This is a genomic window from Parahaliea mediterranea (genome assembly GCF_017255185.1).
Lineage (GTDB): Bacteria > Pseudomonadota > Gammaproteobacteria > Pseudomonadales > Halieaceae > JAFKCZ01.
Map to the genome: position 1 here is coordinate 305,591 of NZ_JAFKCZ010000004.1, position 23,033 is coordinate 328,623.

Here is a 23,033-nt window from a genome sequence, read left to right on the forward strand (position 1 = left end):
CGGAGCCAGGTTTTGAAGAGAATTTTTGTAACGTTGCTAGGGCTTTTTCTGCTTGTTCTCGCGGCTGATAAAGTCATGAACAGGTTCGGTAAATCGGCTGATACAGTGCTGTTCAATGGAAAGATTTACACCGTCGATCCCGACCGGCCCTGGGCCGACGCCGTGGCGATAAAGAATGGAAAGATACAGGAAGTAGGCTCGAACGATTCCGTCAGGCAGTTGGCCAACTGGCGTACCGAAACGGTCGACCTCGAAGGCAGGGTCGTCATACCGGGGCTGCACGATGCGCATATTCATTTGCTGGTGGGGGCGATACAGCAAAAGATCAACTGCAGCCTCACACCGGGTAGTGGTGTGGATGAAATCGTCGCCCAGCTGAAGGCATGCCAGCAAGCTGGAAAAGTAACGGATGGCTGGCTCATTGGTTCAAGCTATCGGCCGGACGTCTTTCCGGGTGGGATTCCCGAAAACTCGGAGTTGAACGAGCACTTTCCCGATACGCCGGTGTTTCTAAGCGATTATTCCGTTCACAACGGCCTTGCCAATGACCGCGCATTGGAACGCCTGGGCATTACAAAGGATACGCCGAACCCTCCGGGCGGTGAATATGGCGTTGATCCCGCCACTGGCGAGCTTAACGGGTTTCTATTGGAGGCGGCCTATACCGAGGCCTTTAGTCGGCTGCCTTTACCCAGCCCGGTGAGTCTCTTCCGGGCGACGAAAACCATCATGCGGGACTTGAACGAAACCGGTACTACCTCGGTTCAGGAGGCGCTGGCAATAGGGCCCTTTGTCAAGCTCCTGAAGCTCATGGATACTTTTGGTCAAGTCAGTCTGTCTATCGATACGCACCTTGTCGGCAGGGCGAAAGAAGGCACGGCATACGATGACCAGCAGGAACTCGATGCGCAGATAAACGAGCGTGGAAAATATGCGAGTAAGAATATTCATGTGGATAATGTAAAGTTGTTTCTCGATGGCGTGCCCTTGCCGCCCAAGCCAACGGATTCAAAGCTGGACCCGGATACTGGCTTGCCGGATAAGCGGCATTTGCTGATTCCGCAGAGTGAACTCCTTGCGCTCTATCGAAAATATGACGCTCTCGGGATCAAGATAAAAACACATGCGGTGGGCTCCGGTGCGGCCAGGGTCGTGATGAACACGCTGGACGAAGTCAGGGCGCTAAACGGAAATTCCGGTATTTACCATGACATCGCCCATGGTCAGAGCGTCATGGAGTACGACAGTGAGCGCGCGGCCAGGAACAATACGGCCATTGAGTTCTCCCCGACATTCTGGGCAACCGGAGCAGACCCGGGGCCGGGTGTGGAATTCAATTTTAAAACGGCGATCGGGTCGGGCGCGCTGATTACCGCGGGTACGGATTGGCCAATTGGCGAGCTATCAAACCTCTTTCCCGCCATCTCTGGAATGATGGCCAATGGCAACGAGTCGATTGCCCTGGAACAGGCGATCGAGATATTCACGATCAACGGCGCACGCTCAGTGGGGAGAAGCAAGCAAGAGGGGAGTATTAGCAAGGGCAAGTGGGGTACTTTGATTGTGTTGGATAGGGATATCTTCGAGTCTACGCCAGAGCAAGTATCGGCGACCAAGGTCCTGCGCACGGTTTTCAAGGGTGAAACGGTGTATCTCGCGCAGCCATAGAGTGCCGGACTGGAGTTTTCCGGGATTTTCCCCGGAAAGCAAACAGCTATCGAGGTGTAAATGGGGCAAGAGCCCGAAAACTGGTGGAAGGAGTGAGTCGTGTCCAGGTTGTTTCTAACTATTGTCCTTGTGTTGCTATCGATAGCGGGAGTCGCGAGTGAGGATTCGCGTCCCAACATCGTGCTGATAGTCGTCGATGACATGGGCTATACCGATATGGGCGCGTTCGGCGGGGAAATAAAAACCCCGAATCTGGATGCGCTCGCTTTCGGTGGATTGCGCCTCACGAACTTCTATACCGCTCCGACCTGTTCGCCGACACGGGCGATGCTGATGACAGGCGTTGATAACCACCTGGTTGGCTTGGGTAATATGAAGGAGTTGCTGTCGCCCAACCAGAAAGGGAGGCCAGGTTATGAAGGCTACCTGAACAAACGTGCCGCAAGCATGGCCGAGATCCTGAAACGAGAGGGTTACAACACCTATATGACAGGCAAGTGGCACCTCGGTTTCGAGGAGTCACAAAGTCCGGCCGGGCACGGTTTCGAGCGATCCTTTGCCTTGCTGAATGGGGGAGGGGGGCATTTTGACAATCTGGGCATGTTCGGTACCCCCGCCACCTACCGAAGAGACGGCCGCATGACCGCGTTGCCCGAGGACTTCTACTCCACCCGCTTTTACACCGAGGAAATGATTCGCTATCTCGAAAAGGATCGGGGCAACGGCAAGCCGTTTTTTGCCTACCTGGCCTTTAGCGCGCCCCATTGGCCACTTCAGGCGCCGGAGGAATCGATCGCCAGATATCGAGGTCGCTATGATCGTGGCTATGATCATTTGCAGGGGGAGCGGCTAAAGGGGGCTGTTGAGCAAGGTGTTGTCGCACAGGGCGCGAAACTGGCGCCGCGTTTTCCGGGCGAGCGCGCCTGGGATGCATTGAACGAGGAAGAGCGCCGCGTTGAAGCGAGGAAAATGGAAATATACGCCGCCATGGTTGATGACGTCGACCGCTACGTCGGCGAGCTAGTCGAGTACCTCGTTCAGGTGGGTGAGTATGACGATACCATCATCTTTTTTATGTCGGACAATGGCGCGGAAGGCCACGAACCGAAGGTGGAGTACGGCTTTGGAGGAATGATTACCTGGATTGAAAAGTGCTGTGACAACAGCTATGAAAATCTTGGTCGAGCCGATTCCTACGTGATGCTCGGCCCCAATTGGGCGCGCGCGACCGGTGCGCCGTTCAAGCACTTTAAAGGGGCGACGTCAGAGGGAGGTATTCGCGCCCCTGCCTTCCTGAGCTATTCGCGTCTCGCGCCTTCGAGCCCGTTGTCCTCGCGATTTGTGTCCGTTAAGGACGTGATGCCCACCTTGCTGTCGATGGCGGGTGTGCAGTATGCGGCCGGTGCTTTTAGCGATCGTACGGTTGTGCCGCCAAGTGGCTCCTCCTTCCTCGACCAGGCTCCCGATAAAATTGCGGAAATGGGCTGGGAGTTGGCGGGGAAGCGCGCCTATCGATACGGTGACTGGAAGGTTGTCTTTCAGCCCGAACCGTGGGGCAACGGGAAATGGCAGCTCTATAATCTAAAACAGGATCCAGCGGAAGAGGTCGACCTGGCGAATACGGAAAGGACGGTGCTCGAACAACTGGTTCAACGCTGGGAATCCTATGCGCAGCGCAATGGGGTTGTCCTTCCCGATCGGGTGAGCGGTTACTAGGGCCGGGTTATTGGGTAAAGGAGGGCTCCCTTGTTAACTGTGAAGGTCGTCACGGGCCCAAACGGCCTCTTTCCGATAGCTTCCCGGAGACATACCAAAAAGGTCCGAGAAGCTTCGGGTGAAATGGCTCAACTCCTTGAAACCACAGTGTTGGGCGATTTCGAGAATGGAGGCTCCTCGAAACTTGTCGTCCGCCAGTAACCGCTTTGCCGATTGAAGGCGTTTGTGCTTGATCCACTCGAACGGGGTTCTGTTTTCATGTTGAAACAGTCGATACAGCTGCCTTCTGGACATTGAGTTTTGCCTGGCAATCCGATCGACATCCAGGTCCGGGTCGGAGAGGTTTCTGTGCAGCGTCAGTTTGACCTCGTTGAACTTGACGAGTTTGACAAAGTCCGCCGGTAGCGGTCTGTCTGTACGTGAAAAACCGGATGCGCAAGCTAGAACCAGGTTGTCCATTGTGCAGTCGAGACCAACTGCATGTTCTCCCGACACCACTTCGCAATAGACCTGCTTCAGGTAGCGAAAAATAGCGTTGTCACGACTCGATCGCCGGTCCAGTTTGCGGCAAAAATCCAGGCTTTCACGGCCGCAAAGCTCTGTCACAAGTACGGAAGGCACGTGAAACGAAACGTGCTCAACAAGCCCATGGTTTCTGAACGCACAGGGATGGCGTTGATCCATGAGCACGACATCGCCCTCGGAAAGGAGGGTTTCATTGCCAAGCTGTTCAAATAGCGACTCGCCTGATTTTTGCAGAACCATGAAGAAATGGCTCTCTTCGTCGTCGCGGTCGTCGCTCGCCGACTTTATCAGTCCGGCGGCGTTGGTGCTGATGTTTGACAGCTCCATCAACGCAGCGCGGCGAAGGGTAACGGATCCGGTGAAAGCCGCGTCCGCGGGTAGTTTGGTTTGGTAGCGTCCGCAAACCTTGCTGAGAGAATCAATCCATGTTTCGTAGTCTTTTTCTGAGCATGCCGACATAGTACAGACTCAACTTATTGTGGTGATTTGTTCTACCTGTTATCGCTTGAGCTTTACACGAACCTTGTCTCGAAACTGCCGTTGGCCAGGGCTATCGCAGCGTATTGGCTACCTGAATCACGCGCGCCCGTAGCCGGTCGGCGGGGAGGGCCTCGTTGACCAGCCCCCATTCGGCGGCGGTGGCTCCGTTGATACTCTCCCCGGTCAGGGCATGATACATAAGCCCGCGCATGCTCAGAAGCCCCGTGGTTCCCGGTGACCGGTCCATGCCGGGAATAGCATCGCAATTGTCACCGTCTAGCATGAACTGCGTATCGATGTCCGCGAATGCCAGGTCACAGGCAGATACCGGGTCGTACGCGCCATCGACGCGGCATGCCGTGACCATGGCTATTGTAGGCTTGCGAAGGCAGTACAGACGATTCCACCAGCTTTGCGCCTCGCGCCGGGGCCGTCTTTCCGCGTCGGTGCCCGAAGATACGTTTTTACCGGGATTTTCCCTGGCATTCGGCCTTTCCGGCGACATGCATCCCTCAACGACAAGCACGAGGACGCCGACCGTTCTATCGAACTCTATTTCATCCAGAATGCGTATGACTTTCCGGTTGAGTGCCGGAGCCTCGCGGCAGCGTACGCTCCCGAGATCGAGTTCAAGCCATGCAATACCGCCCTCAACCGTGCAGGTAGCGTCATCTTTCTCTTTGCGCACCGTAGTCATTTTCCACATCTCACTCAGTAACACAGCATGGAATACAGAATAAACTACCGACCCGGATGAGAGGCGGTTTTGATGGATCGAGCGATAGCCGGCGCGAACCGGGCTATCGCAAGGCACTCCCCGGATCGCTAGGACGGAACGAAGTTGCCGTGAAAGCCGAAGGGAATCCGGGTGTTCAGCTTGACCACGGCCACCGGCGGCGCGGTGAATTGCTGCGCGTTGATAATGTGCACTTCACTGAATCCCGTGTTGCCGTTGAATACCACACTGAGAATGTACCCCTCATCCTCGGCTTCACCGGATGACACAAATATGGGCTCGCCACCGGCGCAGTTGTCGCCGACGTCGTGTGACTCGGTCAATCCCTCGACAAGATCGTGTTTGTAGAGGTTGGCGAAGCCGTGCCCGTTACCGGCGTCGGCCTGCAGGCAGTATCCGTAGCGATGGGGGTGGCATTCCACCGCCGGATTTACCCGGGGAAACTCCTGGTCCAGGGGGCTTAGTACGCGGCTGTCGACTTTTCCTTCAGCCGGATCGATGGTCCAGCGAACGAGTTTTGTTCCGCGTTCGTAGTCGAGATCGGATCGCTCGTTGAATACTCTTTCGTAGCGAACAACGTCCATGATGATTTTGTCGCCGTCATCGTAACTGTTGAGCACGTGAAACACGTAGCAGGTGTCGATGTCGATCCAGCGCACGGTGTCCGATGTCGAGTCGCGGTCCATTATCCCCAGGCGCGTCTTGTGGCCCTCATCCCAGCGGAAGGGCATGCCAAACCCGTCCTTCATAAGCTCCAGGTCGGTCACCACGGGCATGTCCATGAAAATGACCCGGGTTGCGGTTACCCCAAAGTCATGCATCATTACGCTGGCTAGCAGGTTGATGTCCACGGTGCTGGTGAGGCGACCCTCGGGGTCGGCCACGTGATAGCGCAGGTAGGGTGGAAGAATATCGTACCCGAAAAACAGCAGTTCACCGTTTTTTCCGTCTACCTTGGGGTGGGCCGTCATGCTGCTGGCCAACTTTCCGTCGTAGTCGTACATGCGTACAGTGTCGAGTTCCGCACTCATCTCATAGGGCAGGCCCGCTTCGGACAGCGCCAGTATTCGACCGCCGTGGGATATCACGTTGACGTTACCGGTGCCCTGCATCAAGAGTTCGTGAGCGCTCACCGGCGCGGCCTTCATGTCCGTTTTGCTTTCCAGTCTTGTGGTACGCACCCAGCGGTTGCGGTAGGTATGCGCCTTGCCGTCGGCAAATTCTATGGCGTGTACCATGCCGTCGCCGATAAACCAGTGGTGATTGTGCTTCGCGTTAACCGGGTTTGGTCCATTGCGCAGCAGGGTGCCTGATACCGCATCGGGGATCCGTCCAACCACCTCCAGCTCCACAAGGGTCTGTTCGGTGTCCACGGGAGCGAAATTGCCACTCAACACGGGGTTGTCTTCCGGGGCTATGTGTTTGTTATCCAGTAAGTCGTTCAATTGAGCTGACATGTATCTCTCCACGCGAATTTATCGTTAAATAGACAGTGTCTAGATATGAGGTTAAGCCAAATCTAGACAATGTCAAGCCGCGCGGGGATAATATTGGCATGACTATCGAATCGCGGAAACGCGGCTATCACCATGGCGACCTCGCCCAGGCCCTCATAGACAGCACGGTTGACCTGCTGGAGGACAAGAGTCCCACGCAGCTCAGTTTGCGCGAGGTGGCGCGCGCGGCGGGAGTATCTCACGGCGCGCCGGCCCATCATTTCGGCGACAAAGCGGGCTTGTTTGCCGCCGTGGCCATGCAGGGTTACGAGCTGCTAGAGATCAAGATGCATGAGAGTCAGGCCGGAAGGACGGATGACAGGGCGCGTCTCAGGGCCGCTGGTGAAGCTTACGTGCGCTTCGCGGTTCAGCACCCCGTGCATTTTTCAATCATGTTCCAGCCAAACCTGGTGCATTCCTCCGAGGAGTACCTGGCCTCCCGTGCCCGCTCGCGCGCCGTGCTAGAAGATTGCGTCGCGGCATTGCTAAAACCAACGGGGGCGGAACAGAAACGGATTCACGCCACCGTTATAACCCTGTGGTCGCAGGTGCACGGTTTTGCCAATCTTTGGTTGACGGGCAATCTGGGTGACCCGGCTGATCATGCCCTCCTGAATCAGCTGCTGAGCGCGATGCTGGGTAGTCTCTCCCCCCGAAATCCTCAAAAGTAGTGACAACCGGCCTTTGCTTGCGGCGCCGAATGCCGCGCTAAGGTCGGTGATGTTCAGCGGGCTTTCGCTCGTATCTGGTCCCTCCAGGCGGGTTCCGCCATGGTGGCAGGCGCGGCTCCCTCCGTCGTGGCGCGTTGATTCCAGTCAATGACGGCACGCGCCTGCGGAAACGGCGTGCCCGTATCGCTTTTTCCCGCCTCGGTTCCCGGCTCGGTTCCCGGATTGGTGCCTCGATCACATCCGGTGTCGGGCGCTCGCAACCGAGAATGTAAAACAGACGTTTAAAAATAATTGACAATAATAAAACACGCGTTTAATCTTTTTTCGCAAGAGTTAATCCTGGTTGCGTGACAAAAAATAAAATTCATGAGCAGCCCTGGGTATCGGATGGCCAGCAAGGAGTGCGGATGTCGCGGCTTCCGCGCGTACACCAATGGCTGTAGTTCCGGCGCACGCTGTGTGATTCAGGGTTGATCGAAAGGAGAGGACGATGCGATTGAATCTGGTTGGTAGATACGCGGTGCTGACGAATTCGATGCTACTGGCATCTTTCGCGCACGCGGAGAGCGAATATGTCTCCAGTGCGTATCAGCTGGAAGAAGTAGTGGTCACGGCGCAGAAGAGAGTGGAGAACCTCCAGAGCGTTCCAATCGCAGTGACATCCCTGTCATCCGATTTCCTGGATGAGCACGAAATTCGCTCAATCCAGGACCTTGCCGCTACCGTACCCGGGCTCGTAACGACGCGATCGGTCGGCTACGGGGCGGCACCCTTGAGTATCAGGGGTATCGGCGGGGCGAACGGCGGCGGCAACGTCTTTGCCGACGAGCCGGTGGCTACCTACCTGAACGGCGTCTACATCGGCCCGCCGGCATTTAATGTTACGGAACTGCTGGATATTGAATCCATCCAGGTACTGCGCGGACCGCAGGGAACCCTGTACGGCCGAAACGCCACGGCGGGTGCGCTGTTGATTGAAACCAGGAAGCCCGGCGAGGAGTTCGAGGGCGAGTTTCGCGCGTCTGTAACAGACCTGGATGAAATCAGTGTCAGTGGCGCGTTTGGCGGTCCGCTAACCGAGCGGTTGGGCGCCCGCCTGGCGGCGGGTGACACGCAGAGAGACGGGTATGGAGAAAACACGGTTACCGGCAGGGATTTTGGTGGTTCGGACAGCCAGAGTATTCGCGGAACACTGACATTCAACGCTTCTGATTCCCTGGATCTGGTGTTCGCGGGCGAGCACAGTGAAAGGGACGCCACGCCAATGCTCCAGGCAGTCACCGGTATCGAGGCGGGGGGAGGAGTCGGGTCGCCCTATGTCCGTCGAGCGGACCTCAACGAGGTACTGGAAAGTGACGAATTCTCCATCGATGGTACCAATGAGTTTTCATCGACCAACGCCTACTATTCGCTTTCCGTTCAATGGAGCATCTCCGAGCAGGTCACGTTCGACGCTGTTACCGGGTACTTCAATGCCGATACGAACGGGTCGATGGACTCCGACAGCAGCAGTTTAACGTTGTTTTCAAACAACGCGGAGACCGAGCGTGAATTGCTGTCACAGGAATTTCGGCTGTCGGGTGAGCGGGAAGCGTTCGACTGGATCGTTGGCCTGTACTATATGCATGAGAATGCGGGTATTGATATCGCCATACAGAACCAAAACAGCGGTGGCGTGGGTTTCTCCGAATTTCCCCCGACTTCGGCACCGGTAGCGCACGGCCTGGATGTACAGTTTGACGCGGACAACGAGACCGAGGCCTACGCGCTTTTCTTCGACGCGTCGTTTCATCTTTCAGAAAGGCTAAAGCTGACCCTCGGTGGAAGGTGGAGCGAAGAAAAGAAAAGCTTTACCAACACGACACAAGGGCTTTTTCTTCGTGGGTCGGAATTCTACCTGGCTCCAACGGGTGGCGGCGACGCGGGTTACGGAAAGAATCCCGGGGATGCCGTTGCGCCCGGTGACTACTTCCGGCTGCCGGTTTCCGTGGCCCACAAGGAACGCTTTGAGGATGTTTCGCCCCGCGTCGTGATTGACTATGTTCTGGGCGACGACGCCATGATTTACACGTCCTATTCGCAGGGTTTCAAGAGCGGTGGTTTCAACTCTTTCGGTCTTGATGAATCCTTTGATCCGGAGAACGTGGATGCCTATGAAGTCGGGCTAAAATCCACGCTTTTTGACCAGCGATTGCGCCTGAATCTATCGGCGTATCGCTACGATTATGAAGGCTTGCAGTTGCGACTGCCGGTGGTGACGGGCGGCGTCGAAATTGAAAATATTGGCGCCGCTGAAATCAGCGGTTTCGAAGCCGAGATGTCCGCGATCCTGGCCGGAAACCTGACCGTGTCGGCCAGCTATACCTATCTTGACGCCAGCATGACGGAAGGCACGCTGACGGCTATTCCCACCGACGTGACCCCGTTTCTTTTTGGCTCCCCTTTTGTGTCCCTGACGGAAGAAGATGTCGCGGGTAACGACCTTACCCGCGCTCCCAGGCACGCGTTCAACATCAATGCCCGCTACGAATGGCAGATTGGGTCGCTTCTTGGCACCTTTATCGCTACGTATCGATGGCAGGACAGTGTTTATTTCCTGGAAACAAACCAGGACGCGGACACCTTCTGGCAGGACGCCTGGTCCGAACTCGACGTGCGTCTGGGAATCTCTACCGAAGACAGGAAGTGGGAGCTGGCGCTGTTTGGCCAGAATGTACTGGACGAGCGTTATATGACGCAGATTGCCGCACTGGGCGGCTTCCCCAATGCATCGGTCAGCGAACCCCGAAAATGGGGTCTTCAGTTGATAGCCAGATTTTAGATGGGACGACCTGACCCGGGATCACATTCTTCGTAGGAGATCGCTATGTTCGAGCTGTATCACGCGCCATTTTCCACCTGCAGCCAAAAGGTGCGGTTATGTCTCGCCGAAAAAGGCATTGACTATGTCAGCCACCTGGTTGACCTGTCGCGCCAGGAGCATCTTCTTCCACAGTATCTGGAGTTGAACCCGAACGGGGTGGTGCCAACCCTTGTTCACGGTGCGAGCGTGATCGTCGATTCGTCCGTCATCTGCGAATACCTGGATGAGGTTGTACCCGAGCCCAGGCTGTCGCCTGCCACTGCTGCCGGCAGGGCAGGGATGAGGAGCTGGATGCGCTATTTTGAAGAAGTCCCGACCGCCGCCATCCGTGTTCCGTCGTTTAACGGCCTGTTTGCCAAAGCTTTTGCTCGCATGCCCGATGATCAGTTCGAGGCAATGACCGAGAGCATGCCGCTGCGTCGAAGCTTCTACCGAAAAATGCGCGAGACAGAGGAAGGCTTCGATCAGGCGACGTTTGATGAATCCATCGAGAGCTTGGCGCGAACGCTCGAGCGCGTGGATGCATCCCTGGATCCAGGCCCCTGGATACTCGGTGAGCAATTCACGGTCGCGGATATTGTCCTGGTCCCAACGATTGTAAGAATGGACGACATTGGGCTTGCGCACATGTGGGCCAACTATCCACGGGTTTCCGGATGGTACCGGCGCGTCCAGGAACGACGATCGTTTGATATTGCCTATTTCGACGGCTCGCGAGTGAGCCTGCCGTCCGACAATCATTCACAGAAGGGATAGTATAGTGACCTCGAGTTCCAGGGTAGAGAATTGTAAATCGGCGGTTGAGCCAGGCGAGTTTTCCAGGGGATGGTCCGTGCTTCTGGCTTCGTTCGTCGGCATCGGAGTTGGTGTTTCCTCGCTGAGCTACTATGCGGCCGGAATCTTCATGACACCCATGGAGCAGGATTTTGGGTGGAGCCGGTCGTCGATATCAGCCCAGAGTATTTTCGCTGTCGCAATCCTGGCGCTGTTGTCGCCATTTATTGGCGGGCTAATCGATCGTATCGGAATCAAGCGAGTGGCCTTCTTCTCGCTCGCGGCTTACGCCACGGGGCTGCTGGCGACAAGCTTTATTCCCAATTCCATACTGTTGTTCTACGCCATCACCCTGGCAACCACGACGTTCGCGGCCGGCTCCTCACCCGTAACCTTTACTCGCGCGGTGACCGGCTGGTTCGACCATAGAAGGGGCCTGGCTTTAGGCATCGCGCTAATGAGCACGGGAATTGCCGGTATTCTCGCGCCAATGTTGCTGACAGAGTACGTCGCCGATCACGGTTGGCGAGCCGGCTACAGAATGTTGGCTCTGGTCGTGGCCCTTGGGGCATTGATTGTGATCGTCTTTCTCAAGGATGACTCATCTGCTTCGGTGCACCGTGGACAACCGGATTCCGGCCGCGTAGCGGATGAGAAACTCACTACAGCAAGCGGAGCGGTTCCCGCGCAATCCGCGCGAACACTGTACTCCGATCCGGTATTCAAGAAGCTTGCCGTGATATTTTTCCTGGTATCCGCGGCGGTCAGTGGATTGATCGTTCACTTCATACCGATGTTGATAGATACCGGAATGGCGCCCGCCAGTGCCGGTAGGTTGGCTTCTCTCATTGGGCTGTCGGTGATCATCGGTCGTATTGTGGCCGGCATTATGATTGATCGCTATTTTGCACCGCGCGTGGCCGCGCTTCTGTTCTGCTTCGCGGCCGTTGGTTTCACGATATTCATTGCGGGCGGGATCGGGCTGGCCCCCCTGGCGGCGGTCGCGGTCGGTTTCGCCATGGGCGCCGAGGTCGATCTTATCGGTTACCTGGTGTCCCGCTACTTCGGCCTGGCTTCCTACGGTGTGCTGTACGGTACGCTCTACGGCATATTCCTCATCGGCGCGGGTCTGGCGCCATTTGTCACCGGGATGGTTTATGACTTGTCGGGCAGCTACCAGCCGGCCTTGATTGCCTCTGCCTGCGCACTGTTTTTGGCCGCCGCTTTTTGCCTGAGCCTCAAGGCGTTCCCCGGCGAGACGGCCTAGCCGCGTGCCTGCGTCGCTACCGCCGCCCCGGACTCTTTGTTCTGGGGTGCCTGGATGAACCCGTGGCGCCGTGTTTGCAGCATGCCGGGCGTTACCTTTATGTGGAAACCATAGGAAAGGAAGCAATGAAACTAGTCACTTACCGAGACGGCGCCAATGAGCGAATTGCGGCGCTTACCGATTCTGGTCACTACCTTGATCTCCTGGCGTGCAATGAACGCCTGGCTTCCGCAAAGCCGGGCTGGTTCTCTACAATGCTGGACCTGATCGAGGCCGGCGAGGCCGGTCTGGAGCAGGCCTACCACTATCTTCATCTTCAACCGGAAGAGGCGATAGTCAACCCGGGGGATGTTGACCTGCTGGCGCCGATACCCGTGCCGCCGCAGATTCGTGATTTTCTGGCTTTTGAAAAGCACTTCGCGCAAGCCATTCAAAGCTCCGCCAGGCTGAGGGCAATGGCCGATGGCCAGGATCCGGATGAGTTTGTTAAGAATGCCTTGAACGCCGGATTCCTGAAGATACCGGACGCCTGGTATCAGCGCCCCATTTACTACAAGGCTAACCGCTTCGCGGTAAGCGGGCCGGAGCAGACGGTTGAGTGGCCCGCCTATTCGGAACTCATGGACTATGAGTGCGAGTTGGCTTGTGTGATTGGCAGAAAAGGGCGTGATATACCCAGGGACAAGGCCAGCGGTTACATCTTCGGCTATACGATCTTTAACGATCTCTCCGCTCGCGATACCCAGGCCCTGGAGATTCAGGGGATGATGGGGCCGGCGAAAGCCAAGGACTTCGATAATGCCAATGTGTTGGGGCCCTATCTGGTCACGCGCGACGAAGTTCCGGACCCGCGAGCGCTGGATATGATAGTACGCGTGAACGGCCGGGAAATGTCCAGGGGCTCATCCGGGGAAATGCACTGGAAATTCGAGGATATGATCGCATTCGTGAGCGAGGGGGAGACCATCTACCCCGGTGAAGTATTCGGTTCGGGAACCGTGGGTGACGGTTGTGGTTTCGAGCATATGCGATTCCTCGAGGACGGTGACGAAGTCGAGCTGGAGATCTCGAGTCTCGGTGTTCTCCGTACCCGTATCAAGCGTGCCGTTTAGCCACTGGGGTTCAGCCATGAATATGAAAATCATCGATCTTTCGATCGCTATCGACAATGATGTCCTCGCGGATCCCCCCGGCCTGGAGCCCAAGATTCATTACATGAAGCACGATGAAACCTTTGAGCAACTGGGAGGTTTTTTCCCGGGCCTCAAGCCGGAGCAGCTTCCGGGGGGGGAGAGCTGGGCGGTCGAGCTGCTGTCGCTATCAACCCATAACGGGACTCATATGGATGCCCCCTGGCATTACCATTCAACCCAGGACGCCATGCACAAGGACGGTCCACGGCGGGCGATGACCATCGATGAGGTACCGCTGGACTGGTGCTTTCGCCCGGGCGTAAAACTTGATTTCCGCCACGTCGAGGACGGCTACATCATCACGCAGCGCGACATTGAAGCCGAGTTGTCGCGCATCGGCTACCAGCTCCAACCACTGGATATTGTGTTGGTGAATACTTCGGCGGGCCAGGCGCTGGGGCAGCCGGATTTCCTGTCAAAGGGGTGTGGTATCGGTCGCGAGGCAACGTTGTTTCTGTGCGCGCAGGGCGTGCGCGTCGTGGGGACCGACGCCTGGTCGTGGGATGCCCCGTTCGCTCACGTGGCGGAGCGGTGGAAGGCGTGTCACGACCCGTCGATCATTTGGGAAGGGCATAAAGCCGGCAAGGATATGGGCTACTTTCAGATGGAAAAGCTCGCCAACCTTGAAGCCCTGCCCAACCATGGTTTTATGGTTTCCTGCTTCCCCATAAAAATCAAGGACGCCAGCGCTGGCTGGACCAGGGCTGTCGCCATGGTGGACAACGCCGATCAGCCATGATCGACGCCCGGTTTGCCTGTCGAAAGAGCGGGCCAGCCGATACAGGAGTGGCCCCGGCGATTTTCATCGAGATACTCCGTAGCCGCTGCAAACGGAGGGAGGCGCGCGCCTCCCGCTTGGCATCGGGTCGGGTGCCGCCGCGGTATTGCCCCGACCCGAGGCAATACCCGCGGTGGGCGACTATATCGCCGCGGCCAGGCGTGTTCCCTGGTCGATGGCGCGTTTTGCGTCCAGCTCCGCCGCCACATCCGCGCCGCCGATAAGGTGATACGGCTTCCGCAGGCCGCTAGCCAGTTCATTCAGCGGTTCCTGGCCCGCACAGAGAATCACATTATCCACATCCAGTACCCTGTGTTCGCCGTTTACGCTGATATGCAGGCCTTCGCTATCGATCTTGTGGTACTCACAGGACGACAGCATGGTAACGCCCTTTCGCTTTAAACCCGTGCGGTGAATCCATCCGGTCGTTTTGCCCAGGCCCGCACCGACCTTGGTGTCTTTGCGTTGCAGCAGAAATACCTCGCGCGGGGATTTTTCCACATCGGCTGTCACGCCTTCGACACCCCCGCGTGCTTGCAAGCTCATGTCGACACCCCATTCCCGCATAAACGCCGGGATGTCCTGACTGGAAGCAGCGCCTGAATGAACGAGGAACTCGGATACGTCGAAGCCGATACCGCCAGCGCCGATGACGGCGACTTTTCGTCCAACGGGCTTTTTGTCCCGCAGAACATCGAGGTAGGTCATAACCTTGGGGTGGTCGATACCGTCGATGCCGGGTGTGCGGGGCGTAATGCCGGTGGCAATGATTACCTCGTCATAGTCACTGTCGTTCAGCGATTCCACATCGACTCGGCAGTTGAGCCTGAGCTCGACGCCGGAAAGCGCCAGCTGGCGCGCAAAGTAGCGCAGGGTTTCGTTGAATTCCTCCTTTCCCGGCACCTGCTTGGCTATATTGAACTGCCCGCCAATCTCCCCCGCGGCGTCAAACAACGTAACGATATGCCCGCGATGCGCCGCCGACGTCGCGGCGGACAAGCCCGCGGGCCCCGCGCCAACCACGGCAATTTTCTTCATCACGGCGGCGGGGACGATATTCAACTCGGTTTCGTGGCAGGCGCGGGGATTGACCAGGCAGCTGGTCAACTTGCCGCTGAAAATGTGATCCAGGCACGCCTGGTTGCACGCGATACAGGTATTGATTTCGTCCGCGCGACCCTCGATGGACTTAACGACGAAGTCTGGGTCGGCAAGGAATGGTCGCGCCATTGACACCATATCCGCGTCGCCTCGCTGTAACACTTCCTCCGCGACCTCTGGTGTATTGATTCTGTTGGATGTGACGACGGGAACCGATAGCGACTCTCTAAACTTCGCCGAGACCCAGGTAAAGGCGGCCCGGGGTACCTTGGTCGCTATCGTTGGAATACGGGATTCGTGCCAGCCAATACCGGTGTTGATGATTGTCGCGCCGGCTTTCTCGATGGCCTGGCCCAGCTGGACGATTTCTTGATAGGTGCTGCCGCCCTCGACCAGGTCCAGCATGGAAAGGCGATAGATAATGATGAAATCGCGCCCCACGGCTTGGCGAACGCGTCGCACTATCTCGATGGCGAGCCGGATGCGGTTTTCATAACTTCCTCCCCACCGGTCCTCGCGCTGGTTGGTTCGTTTCGCAAGAAACTGATTGATGAAGTAACCTTCGGATCCCATGATCTCGACACCATCATAGTTCGCCTTCTGGGCCTGTCGCGCGAGCAGAACGAAGTCCTGGATTTGCTCTTCAAGTTCTTCCTCTCGGGCTTCCCTGGGCGTGAAAGTGTTGATCGGTGCCTGAATGGGCGACGGGGCGATTGCATTTTCGTTCTTCGCGTAGCGGCCTGTGTGTAGAATCTGCAGGCAGATCTTGCTGTCGTACTTGTGTACAGCGCGGGTGATGAGTCGATGATTCTCAACGTCGAGATCGGTTTCAAGTGCCCGGCCGCGCCCCCGATGGGTGGCGCGTTCATTCGGGCTGAATCCACCCGTAACGATCAGTCCGACACCGCCGCGAGCGCGCTCGCCAAAGAATGCGGCCATGCGTTTATGGCCGTCGGGGGCGTCCTCCAGCCCCGTGTGCATGGATCCCATCAGAACGCGGTTTCTGAGCGTGGTGAAACCGAGGTCAAGGGGTTGGAACAGTTTCGGGTACTTTGATACTGACATTCTATTATCCTTTGGTGCCGCCGTTATCCGGCGCTTGGCCTTGTTGATTCCCTGGTCGCGGGATACCGGCGTTTCAGATGACGCGCTTGCTGCGCAGATCGGCGATTTCGTCCTGGTTGAACCCGAGGCCACGCATAATCGTCCCGGTATGCTCGCCAAGTTGTGGCGGCGGCATGCGGATGGGCGTATCCAGTCCGGAAAAGCTTATTGGCAGCGGCATCATTGGAACCTCCCTCCCCGCGGGAGGGTAGTCGACCATCTCCATCATGCCGGACTGTTGAATGTGCGGGTTCTGGAAAACCTGCTCTGGCGACAGCACGGGGCCCGCGGGAATCCTGGCCTCCGCCAGCAGGGCGAGTACCTGCTCGGTGGTGTACTGCCCAACCCAGGCCTGTGTTCGCTCGCTGAGGATTTCCGCGTTATTTCCCCGGTTTTCGTCGGTGGAAAAACGGGGGTCGGAGATCCAGTGTTCCTCGCCTATCATCCTGGCCCAGCGTTCAAAGAGAGGTTGGCCAATCACATTGAGTATGATGTGGCCATCGCGTGTTTCAAAAATGTCTCCCGGTCCGGCAATCGGGCTGCGGTTCTGGGTGGCGGTACGATTAACCTTTGTCAGGTACTGCTCCATGTTGTTGTGGTGAAAGACCATTAATGCCGAGCGCAGCAGGCTTGTTTCCACGACCTGGCCCTCGCCGGTTATGCCCTTGTGCATGAGTGCGGCCATCGTTCCGGAAAAGGCGAACAAAGCCGTTGAGTAGTCCACCCAGGTGGCAAAGGACTTGCTCGGCTTGTCGGGATCTCCAGACAGGTAGGCGTTGCCGCACATGGATTGGCCAACACCGTCAAAGCCGGTGCGGTTTGCGTAGGGCCCCTTGCTGCCGAAAGCCGACGAACTGACTAGAATGATGTCGGGCTTGTAGCTTCTCAACGTGTCGTAATCCAGCCCCATTTGCAAAAGGGATTCCTGCGGCAGGTTGGCAATGATGATGTCCGCGCTGGCGACCAGCCTGGCCATGACATTCCTCGCGTCCGGTTTCATCGGGTTCAGCGTCATCCCGAGCTTATTCCTGTTGAGATGCAGGAATATGGCGCCATCGCCGTTGTCGTCCACGGGAATCAGGTAGCGATCTTCGCTGCCGCTGACTTTTTCGACGCGAATCACTTCGGCGCCGAGGTCCGCAAGCATGCACCCGCATAGGGGGCCGGAAATATAGCGGCCAAAGTCCAGTACGCGTATACCCTTTAAAACCATCGTATTCCTCGGTGTTCGGTTTGTTGATAGCGACGGCGGGGACCCCGCCGCTGTGTTGGCCTTGGTCCCATCTATATCAGTTCAATATGCACGGGCAGGCGCGCAAGCGTCTCCCGGGCCAGGGCATTGTGCCCGGGCTCCTGCAGCTGAACCCTCGCCAGCTGGCCGAGTTTTGTATCCATCGATGCCTTCACCGAGGCGTTGATGGACTTTTTGGACAGCATGTCGAGAATCACCCATTCCGTTGCGAGATTTCGCAACTCCGGCTTGTATATTTTGTTGACCGCGGTCAGCGGCATTTTCTCAAGGATCACGATGCGTTTCGGAACCGCCGCACGTTCGGAGACCGTCGCTTTGCAGTGCTCGTCCAGCGCCTGAACCGTAGTGCGATGGCCGGCTTTGAGCGTGACGTAGGCGATGGGGAGTTCGCCGGCATAGGCGTCGGGCTGTCCGATGGCCACGGCGGTGGCCACTGCCGGGTGCCGGCCGAGGGGTTCCTCGATCAATGCGGGGTCGATGTTGTGGCCGCCGCGGATGATCAGGTCCTTGCTGCGGCCGGTAAGGTACAGGAAGCCGTCGTCGTCCATGTAGCCCATGTCGCCGGTGTTGAACCAGCGTTCTTCAACCCAGGCGCCCGCATTGTCTTGTGGGTTCAGGTAGCCGGCGAAAATATGCGGCCCCCGAGCCAGGATGTCGCCGATTTCGCCAGCGGCACACTGCCTGGCACGGCGGTTTCCATCAACGTGGGCGATCTGCATTTCCATATAGGGCAGGCGACTACCAACGCTGTTCGGTGGTGTGTCCGCCGCCGAGGACGGCCGGGCGAGGAGGCAGCTTGATTCCGTCATGCCGTAGCCGTTGGAGATCGCCACGTTGAACTTGTTCTCAAAGGCCTGTTTCAGGCTTTCGTGCAGGGGGGAGGCGCCGCAGGTTATCTCCTGGAGGCAGCCGATGTCGCAATCGCCGGCGGGCATCTGGAGCAGGGCGTCGAGGATGGCCGGGACCGCGGCAAAACTCTTGACTTGATAGCGCTCGACGAGGTGCCACCAGTTGGGCAGCACATTGGGGGAGCGGAAGCCTTGAGGTGTGGTGATAACAAGGCTGCGCCCGGCGAACAGCGACGCAATACCCGCGGCGACGGTGCCAAAGATATGGAACAGCGGAAGCCCGCACAGCATGGCGTAGCGGCCTTTTTCGGCGGTGCAGTCCGCGTACACCTGGGAGACAAAAGCGATGTTCCCGTGGGTGAGCCGAGCTATTTTGGGGCGCCCGGTAGTGCCGCCCGTGTGAAAGTATGCCGCGATGTCGTTGTCATTGATCGCGCGGTCGCCGGCAAGCGCGTCCGCCGCCTGTTGCGTGATGGAGTCATTGAAATTCAGTGTCCTGATCCCGGTCGAAACACCGGCGGTGTCGCCGGGCGCATCGACGACCAGTACCGTCTCCAGGGTGGGGACTTTTTCCATGACTTGCCCGACTTTGCTCCAGAGTTCGCGATCGACACCGGGCCCCTGGGTGACCAGCACCTTGGCCCGGGTGGCGTTCATGATCTCGACGATGTGGCCGGCCTCCAGGAACGGGTTTATGGGGCTGGCGATGCCCACTGCCTGGCCGCCCCAGAGGGCATAGTGTGTTTCGGGGAGATTGGGCAGTAACAAGCTGATCGCATCTTCCGGTCTCACGCCGAGACTGGTGAACAAGTTGGCGGTCTGGATGACGCGCTCCGCGAGTTGTAAAAAACTGACGCGGATACCGGTCTCGCCCCGGGCCGCCGTGGGTAGATACTCCAGGGCGGTATCGTGCCGGTATCTCTCGCTGCAGCTGACTATCAGCTCAAGCGTGTTGGTCAGGGGGTAGCGACGCATTCTGGGAGAGGCTTCGAAGGTCGTTAAATCACTCGCTGTCTTCAGGTTCGCCGCGGTATCCGACATGCTGCTTACGCTCCTTGACGATAATTTTGGCAGGGTTGATACTGCCATTTGTGACTGCATTGTTCCGCAGAGCGGTACTAGCTGATAATATAATAGAACTAAGTCGCTAAATAAAGCCGCGAGTGGGCGATTCCGCGCGGAATCGGCGGCAGCCCATGCGCGAATCGACCGCGAAGGTAAAGGCGTGGATGCGTGTTCCTGTCTCGGGGCTTTACCGGCCCGATCACCCCCCGGGAGCTTTGACGACAAGGAGTGAAGATGAACATCGATTATTCCCCGGAGGAGCTGGCGTTCAGGCGGGAGGTTCGCGATTTCCTGCAAGCAAAGCTGCCCCCCGGTACCCGCCGCAAGGTGCTGGACGGCCTGCCCTTGATCAAGAGCGATCATGTGAATTGGCAGAAAATACTCTATGAGCAGGGCTGGGCCGCGGTGAACTGGCCGGTAGAGTACGGCGGCACTGGCTGGACCCCCACGCAGAAGTATATCTGGGCCAACGAGTGCGCGATGGCCGGTGCGCCGGAAGTTGTGCCATTTGGCATGAAGATGGTGGCGCCTGTTATCTACACCTACGGCAACCAGGAGCAGAAGCACCGCTTTCTCCCCGGCATTCTTTCCAGCGACCATTGGTGGTGCCAGGGCTACTCCGAGCCCAACGCGGGCTCGGATCTGGCTTCACTGACCACGAGCGCGGTGCGCGACGGCGATAGCTATGTCGTCAATGGCACCAAAACCTGGACCACCTTGGGGCACTACGCTGACTGGATTTTCTGTCTGGTGCGAACCGGTGGTCCCGGGGTGAAAAATCAGGAAGCCATTAGCTTTCTTCTTATCGATATGGAGACGCCGGGGATTACGGTATCGCCGATCATAACGCTGGACGGCTTGCACGAGGTCAACGAAGTGCACTTCGACAATGTTCGGGTACCGCTTGAAAACCGCATCGGTGAAGAGGGGCGGGGCTGGACGTACGCCAAGATGCTGTTGACGCATGAGCGAACCGGGATCGCCCGGGTCGCGCAATCCAAGAAGCGCCTGCAGACGGCCAGGGAGCTGGCTTCGAATACCAGTCATGGAGACGGCATTGAGGACGACGAAAGCCTGATGCGGGTCCCGTCGTTTGCGCAAAAAGTCGCCGCTATAGAGATTGAGTTGCTGGCCCTGGAATTCACCGAGCTGCGCACCTTGTCGGCTGTCAGCACGGGACAGGCGCCGGGCCCCGAATCGTCGATCCTGAAGATCAAGGGAACCGAGGTGGCGCAAGCTATTGACGAGCTGTATGTGGAAATTGCCGGGTACTACGGTCTTCCCTTTGTCAAAGCGCAGTTTGGCGGCGAGTACGAGGGACCGTGGGTGGGGCCCGGAGCGGCGGCAAACAGTGCGCCGCGGTACTTCAATAATCGCAAGACTTCAATTTACGGTGGCAGCAACGAAATACAGAAGAACATTATTTGCAAGGCCGTTCTAGGGCTCTAATCCAACATCCGGGGCGAGGTAGGGTATGGACTTTTCAGTCAGTGAAGAGCAGCGGATGTTGCGGGACAGCATCGCGAAATTTATACAGCAGAACTATGATTTCCACAGTCGCTGTGAGCTGGTGGGCAGTGAGACCGGCTTTAGCGCGGCGCATTGGCAACTGTTCGCGGAACTGGGTTGGTTGAGCGTGCCGTTTCGTGAGGAAGACGGCGGGTTTGGCGGGTCGGCGGTTGATCTGATGCTAATGATGGAGGCGTTCGGCCAGGGCATGGTGGTCGAGCCCATTCTGCCTTCGGTCGTGCTGAGCGGCGGGCTGATCGCCGCCGCGGGTAGCGAGGTGCAAAAACGCGACATGCTGGGAGCGTTGATGGCGGGGCGCTTGCAGTTGGCGTTTGCGTTCAGCGAGCCGCAGAGTCGCTACAACCTGGCCAACATCAAGACCCGGGCAGAGTTGCAGGGGGACAGTTACGTACTTAGCGGCCAAAAATCGGTGGTCTTGAATGGCGGTGCCGCGGATGTCCTTATCGTGGCGGCCCGTACCTCCGGTGGTCAACTGGACGATAACGGCGTTTCCCTGCTGCTGGTGAATGCCGATACCGATGGGCTTGTCCGGCAGGACTACGCCACGGTGGACGGCCACCGGGCATCGGAGATCACCTTCGACAAGGTCCGGCTGCCCGCCACTGACCTGCTGGGCGAGGCGGGCGGGGCGCTGCCCGTCATCGAGCGCACGGTGGATCGGGTCTCCCTGGCGCTGTGTGCCGAGGCGGTGGGAGCGATGGAGGTCGCCTACAGGAAAACCGTGGAATACACCCGCACGCGGAAACAGTTTGGCGTAGCCATCGCCTCTTTTCAGGCCCTGCAGCATCGCATGGCCGATATGTTTATCGAATGCGAAATGGCGCGCTCGATTGTGATTATGGCTGCCTTGCAGCTCGATGCCCATAACGGCATCGCGCCCAGGGCCGTGTCCGCGGCAAAAAGCAGGGTGGGTAGGGCCGCGCGCCTTATCGGTCAGGAGGCGGTGCAATTGCACGGAGGCATCGGTGTCACGGAGGAGCTGGATATCGGTCACATATTCAAGCGATTGACCACCGTGCAATACATGTTTGGCAGTACCGACCATCACACCCGGCGTTTTGCCTCCCTGTAGGCTGTCGACGCCGGTGGCGCTCGCGACGGCCCCTTACTTCGGAGGAGGCCGCGTATATAATGGTGGCCGCAGATGATGGAAGTTGTATTCATGAGTAGTTTTTCGGGCTTGCCCCGTGAAAAAGGCCAGGAAACCGACCGCAAGTTCATTGAGGCATTGGCCCGGGGCCTGGATGTGTTGCGCGCGTTTCAGCCCGGTGACGGATTTTTGGGCAATCAGGAAATCGCGCAGCGTACCGGCTTGCCGAAGTCCAGTGTTTCCCGCTTGACATATACCCTGACTCAGCTGGGCTACCTGGGGTATTCCGAGAGGCTGGAAAAGTATCAGCTGGGTAGTGGTGTGCTGGCTCTGGGCTACGCATTTATTTCGAATTTGGCGATTCGGCAGGTTGCCAGGCCGCTGATGCAGGAGCTGGCCAACAACACCGGCGCGGCAATTGGGCTCGCGGACCGCGACCGCCTGGAAATGATTTTTGTCGAGTACAGCGCCCCGGTCAATGTGACCACCTTCAAGCATGAAATTGGCGACAAGATGCCCCTGGCCCAAAGCTCTACCGGGCGCGGATACCTGGCTGCCCTGCCAGAGGAGGAGCGCAACTACTTTCTCGGTTACCTGGAGCGCAAGGCGGGCGAAAACTGGCCGCGGATAAAGGCCGGAGTGGACGAGGCGGTGGAGTCTTACCGGCAGCGTGGCTTCTGTTGTTCGTTTGGAGATTGGGACCGGGACGTAAACGGCATCTCTGTTCCGCTGGTGATGAGCCAGGGAAATATTTATTCTTTCAATGCGGGTGGGCCCGCCTACAGGTTGACCCCGGAGTTTCTGCGGAAAGAAGTGGCGCCACTTCTGAAAAATATGGTGCGAAACATCGAAGCGAGTTTGATTCGCTACTGACGG

General features: G+C 57.7%; 17 protein-coding genes. 11 read left to right on the plus strand and 6 right to left on the minus strand.

Annotated elements, in window-relative coordinates:
* Positions 1-12 precede the first annotated feature (12 nt).
* Positions 13-1,668: an amidohydrolase gene (locus JYP50_RS06190; protein WP_206559612.1), complete on the plus strand. Its 1,656-nt coding sequence runs from the start codon at positions 13-15 to the stop codon at positions 1,666-1,668.
* A 99-nt stretch (positions 1,669-1,767) separates the two neighbouring features.
* Positions 1,768-3,384, plus strand: coding sequence for a sulfatase-like hydrolase/transferase (locus JYP50_RS06195; RefSeq protein WP_206559613.1), 1,617 nt, complete (start codon positions 1,768-1,770; stop codon positions 3,382-3,384).
* Positions 3,385-3,417: 33 nt separating this feature from the next.
* Here the strand turns inward: JYP50_RS06195 and JYP50_RS06200 are convergent, their stop codons facing one another.
* The 3 genes from JYP50_RS06200 to JYP50_RS06210 all read right to left on the minus strand — a co-directional run bounded on the left by JYP50_RS06200 (position 3,418) and on the right by JYP50_RS06210 (position 6,582).
* Positions 3,418-4,368, minus strand: a complete 951-nt coding sequence (locus JYP50_RS06200; protein ID WP_206559614.1) for a helix-turn-helix domain-containing protein — start codon at positions 4,366-4,368, stop codon at positions 3,418-3,420.
* Positions 4,369-4,459: 91 nt separating this feature from the next.
* Complete coding sequence (locus tag JYP50_RS06205) at positions 4,460-5,086, minus strand: enoyl-CoA hydratase-related protein (RefSeq protein WP_206559615.1); 627 nt, start codon at positions 5,084-5,086, stop codon at positions 4,460-4,462.
* A 128-nt stretch (positions 5,087-5,214) separates the two neighbouring features.
* Positions 5,215-6,582 (minus strand): carotenoid oxygenase family protein, encoded by a 1,368-nt coding sequence (locus JYP50_RS06210; RefSeq protein WP_206559616.1) that lies wholly within the window; start codon positions 6,580-6,582, stop codon positions 5,215-5,217.
* 98 nt (positions 6,583-6,680) lie between these two features.
* On the opposite strand from JYP50_RS06210, the gene JYP50_RS06215 reads away from it, so the two are divergent.
* The 6 genes from JYP50_RS06215 (at position 6,681) to JYP50_RS06240 (ending at position 14,128) form a co-directional block, all read left to right on the plus strand.
* On the plus strand, positions 6,681-7,292 hold the full coding sequence (locus tag JYP50_RS06215) for a TetR/AcrR family transcriptional regulator (RefSeq protein WP_206559617.1): 612 nt from the start codon (positions 6,681-6,683) through the stop codon (positions 7,290-7,292).
* Positions 7,293-7,782: 490 nt separating this feature from the next.
* Complete coding sequence (locus JYP50_RS06220) at positions 7,783-10,113, plus strand: TonB-dependent receptor (protein WP_206559618.1); 2,331 nt, start codon at positions 7,783-7,785, stop codon at positions 10,111-10,113.
* A gap of 45 nt (positions 10,114-10,158) precedes the next feature.
* Entirely contained in the window at positions 10,159-10,911 is a 753-nt protein-coding gene (locus tag JYP50_RS06225) for a glutathione S-transferase family protein (RefSeq protein WP_206559619.1), read from the plus strand.
* 76 nt (positions 10,912-10,987) lie between these two features.
* Entirely contained in the window at positions 10,988-12,196 is a 1,209-nt protein-coding gene (locus tag JYP50_RS06230; RefSeq protein WP_206559620.1) for an MFS transporter, read from the plus strand.
* A 125-nt stretch (positions 12,197-12,321) separates the two neighbouring features.
* Positions 12,322-13,308: a fumarylacetoacetate hydrolase family protein gene (locus JYP50_RS06235; protein WP_206559621.1), complete on the plus strand. Its 987-nt coding sequence runs from the start codon at positions 12,322-12,324 to the stop codon at positions 13,306-13,308.
* Positions 13,309-13,324: 16 nt separating this feature from the next.
* Positions 13,325-14,128 (plus strand): cyclase family protein, encoded by an 804-nt coding sequence (locus JYP50_RS06240; protein ID WP_206559622.1) that lies wholly within the window; start codon positions 13,325-13,327, stop codon positions 14,126-14,128.
* 180 nt (positions 14,129-14,308) lie between these two features.
* Here JYP50_RS06240 and JYP50_RS06245 read toward each other — a convergent pair whose 3' ends face one another.
* The 3 genes from JYP50_RS06245 to JYP50_RS06255 all read right to left on the minus strand — a co-directional run bounded on the left by JYP50_RS06245 (position 14,309) and on the right by JYP50_RS06255 (position 19,513).
* Positions 14,309-16,333: an NADPH-dependent 2,4-dienoyl-CoA reductase gene (locus JYP50_RS06245; RefSeq protein WP_206559623.1), complete on the minus strand. Its 2,025-nt coding sequence runs from the start codon at positions 16,331-16,333 to the stop codon at positions 14,309-14,311.
* 73 nt (positions 16,334-16,406) lie between these two features.
* The gene (locus tag JYP50_RS06250; RefSeq protein WP_206559624.1) at positions 16,407-17,585 is read right to left on the minus strand and encodes a CaiB/BaiF CoA transferase family protein; all 1,179 of its coding nucleotides are present in this window, start codon (positions 17,583-17,585) and stop codon (positions 16,407-16,409) included.
* 71 nt (positions 17,586-17,656) lie between these two features.
* Entirely contained in the window at positions 17,657-19,513 is a 1,857-nt protein-coding gene (locus tag JYP50_RS06255; RefSeq protein ID WP_206559625.1) for an acyl-CoA synthetase, read from the minus strand.
* Between the two features lie 258 nt (positions 19,514-19,771).
* On the opposite strand from JYP50_RS06255, the gene JYP50_RS06260 reads away from it, so the two are divergent.
* The 3 genes from JYP50_RS06260 to JYP50_RS06270 all read left to right on the plus strand — a co-directional run bounded on the left by JYP50_RS06260 (position 19,772) and on the right by JYP50_RS06270 (position 23,030).
* Positions 19,772-20,986: an acyl-CoA dehydrogenase family protein gene (locus JYP50_RS06260; protein ID WP_206559626.1), complete on the plus strand. Its 1,215-nt coding sequence runs from the start codon at positions 19,772-19,774 to the stop codon at positions 20,984-20,986.
* Positions 20,987-21,011: 25 nt separating this feature from the next.
* Positions 21,012-22,139 (plus strand): acyl-CoA dehydrogenase family protein, encoded by a 1,128-nt coding sequence (locus JYP50_RS06265; RefSeq protein ID WP_206559627.1) that lies wholly within the window; start codon positions 21,012-21,014, stop codon positions 22,137-22,139.
* 72 nt (positions 22,140-22,211) lie between these two features.
* Positions 22,212-23,030 carry an IclR family transcriptional regulator gene (locus tag JYP50_RS06270; RefSeq protein WP_241262873.1) on the plus strand — a complete coding sequence of 273 codons (819 nt, stop codon included), beginning with the start codon at positions 22,212-22,214 and terminating at the stop codon, positions 23,028-23,030.
* Positions 23,031-23,033: the final 3 nt, after the last annotated feature.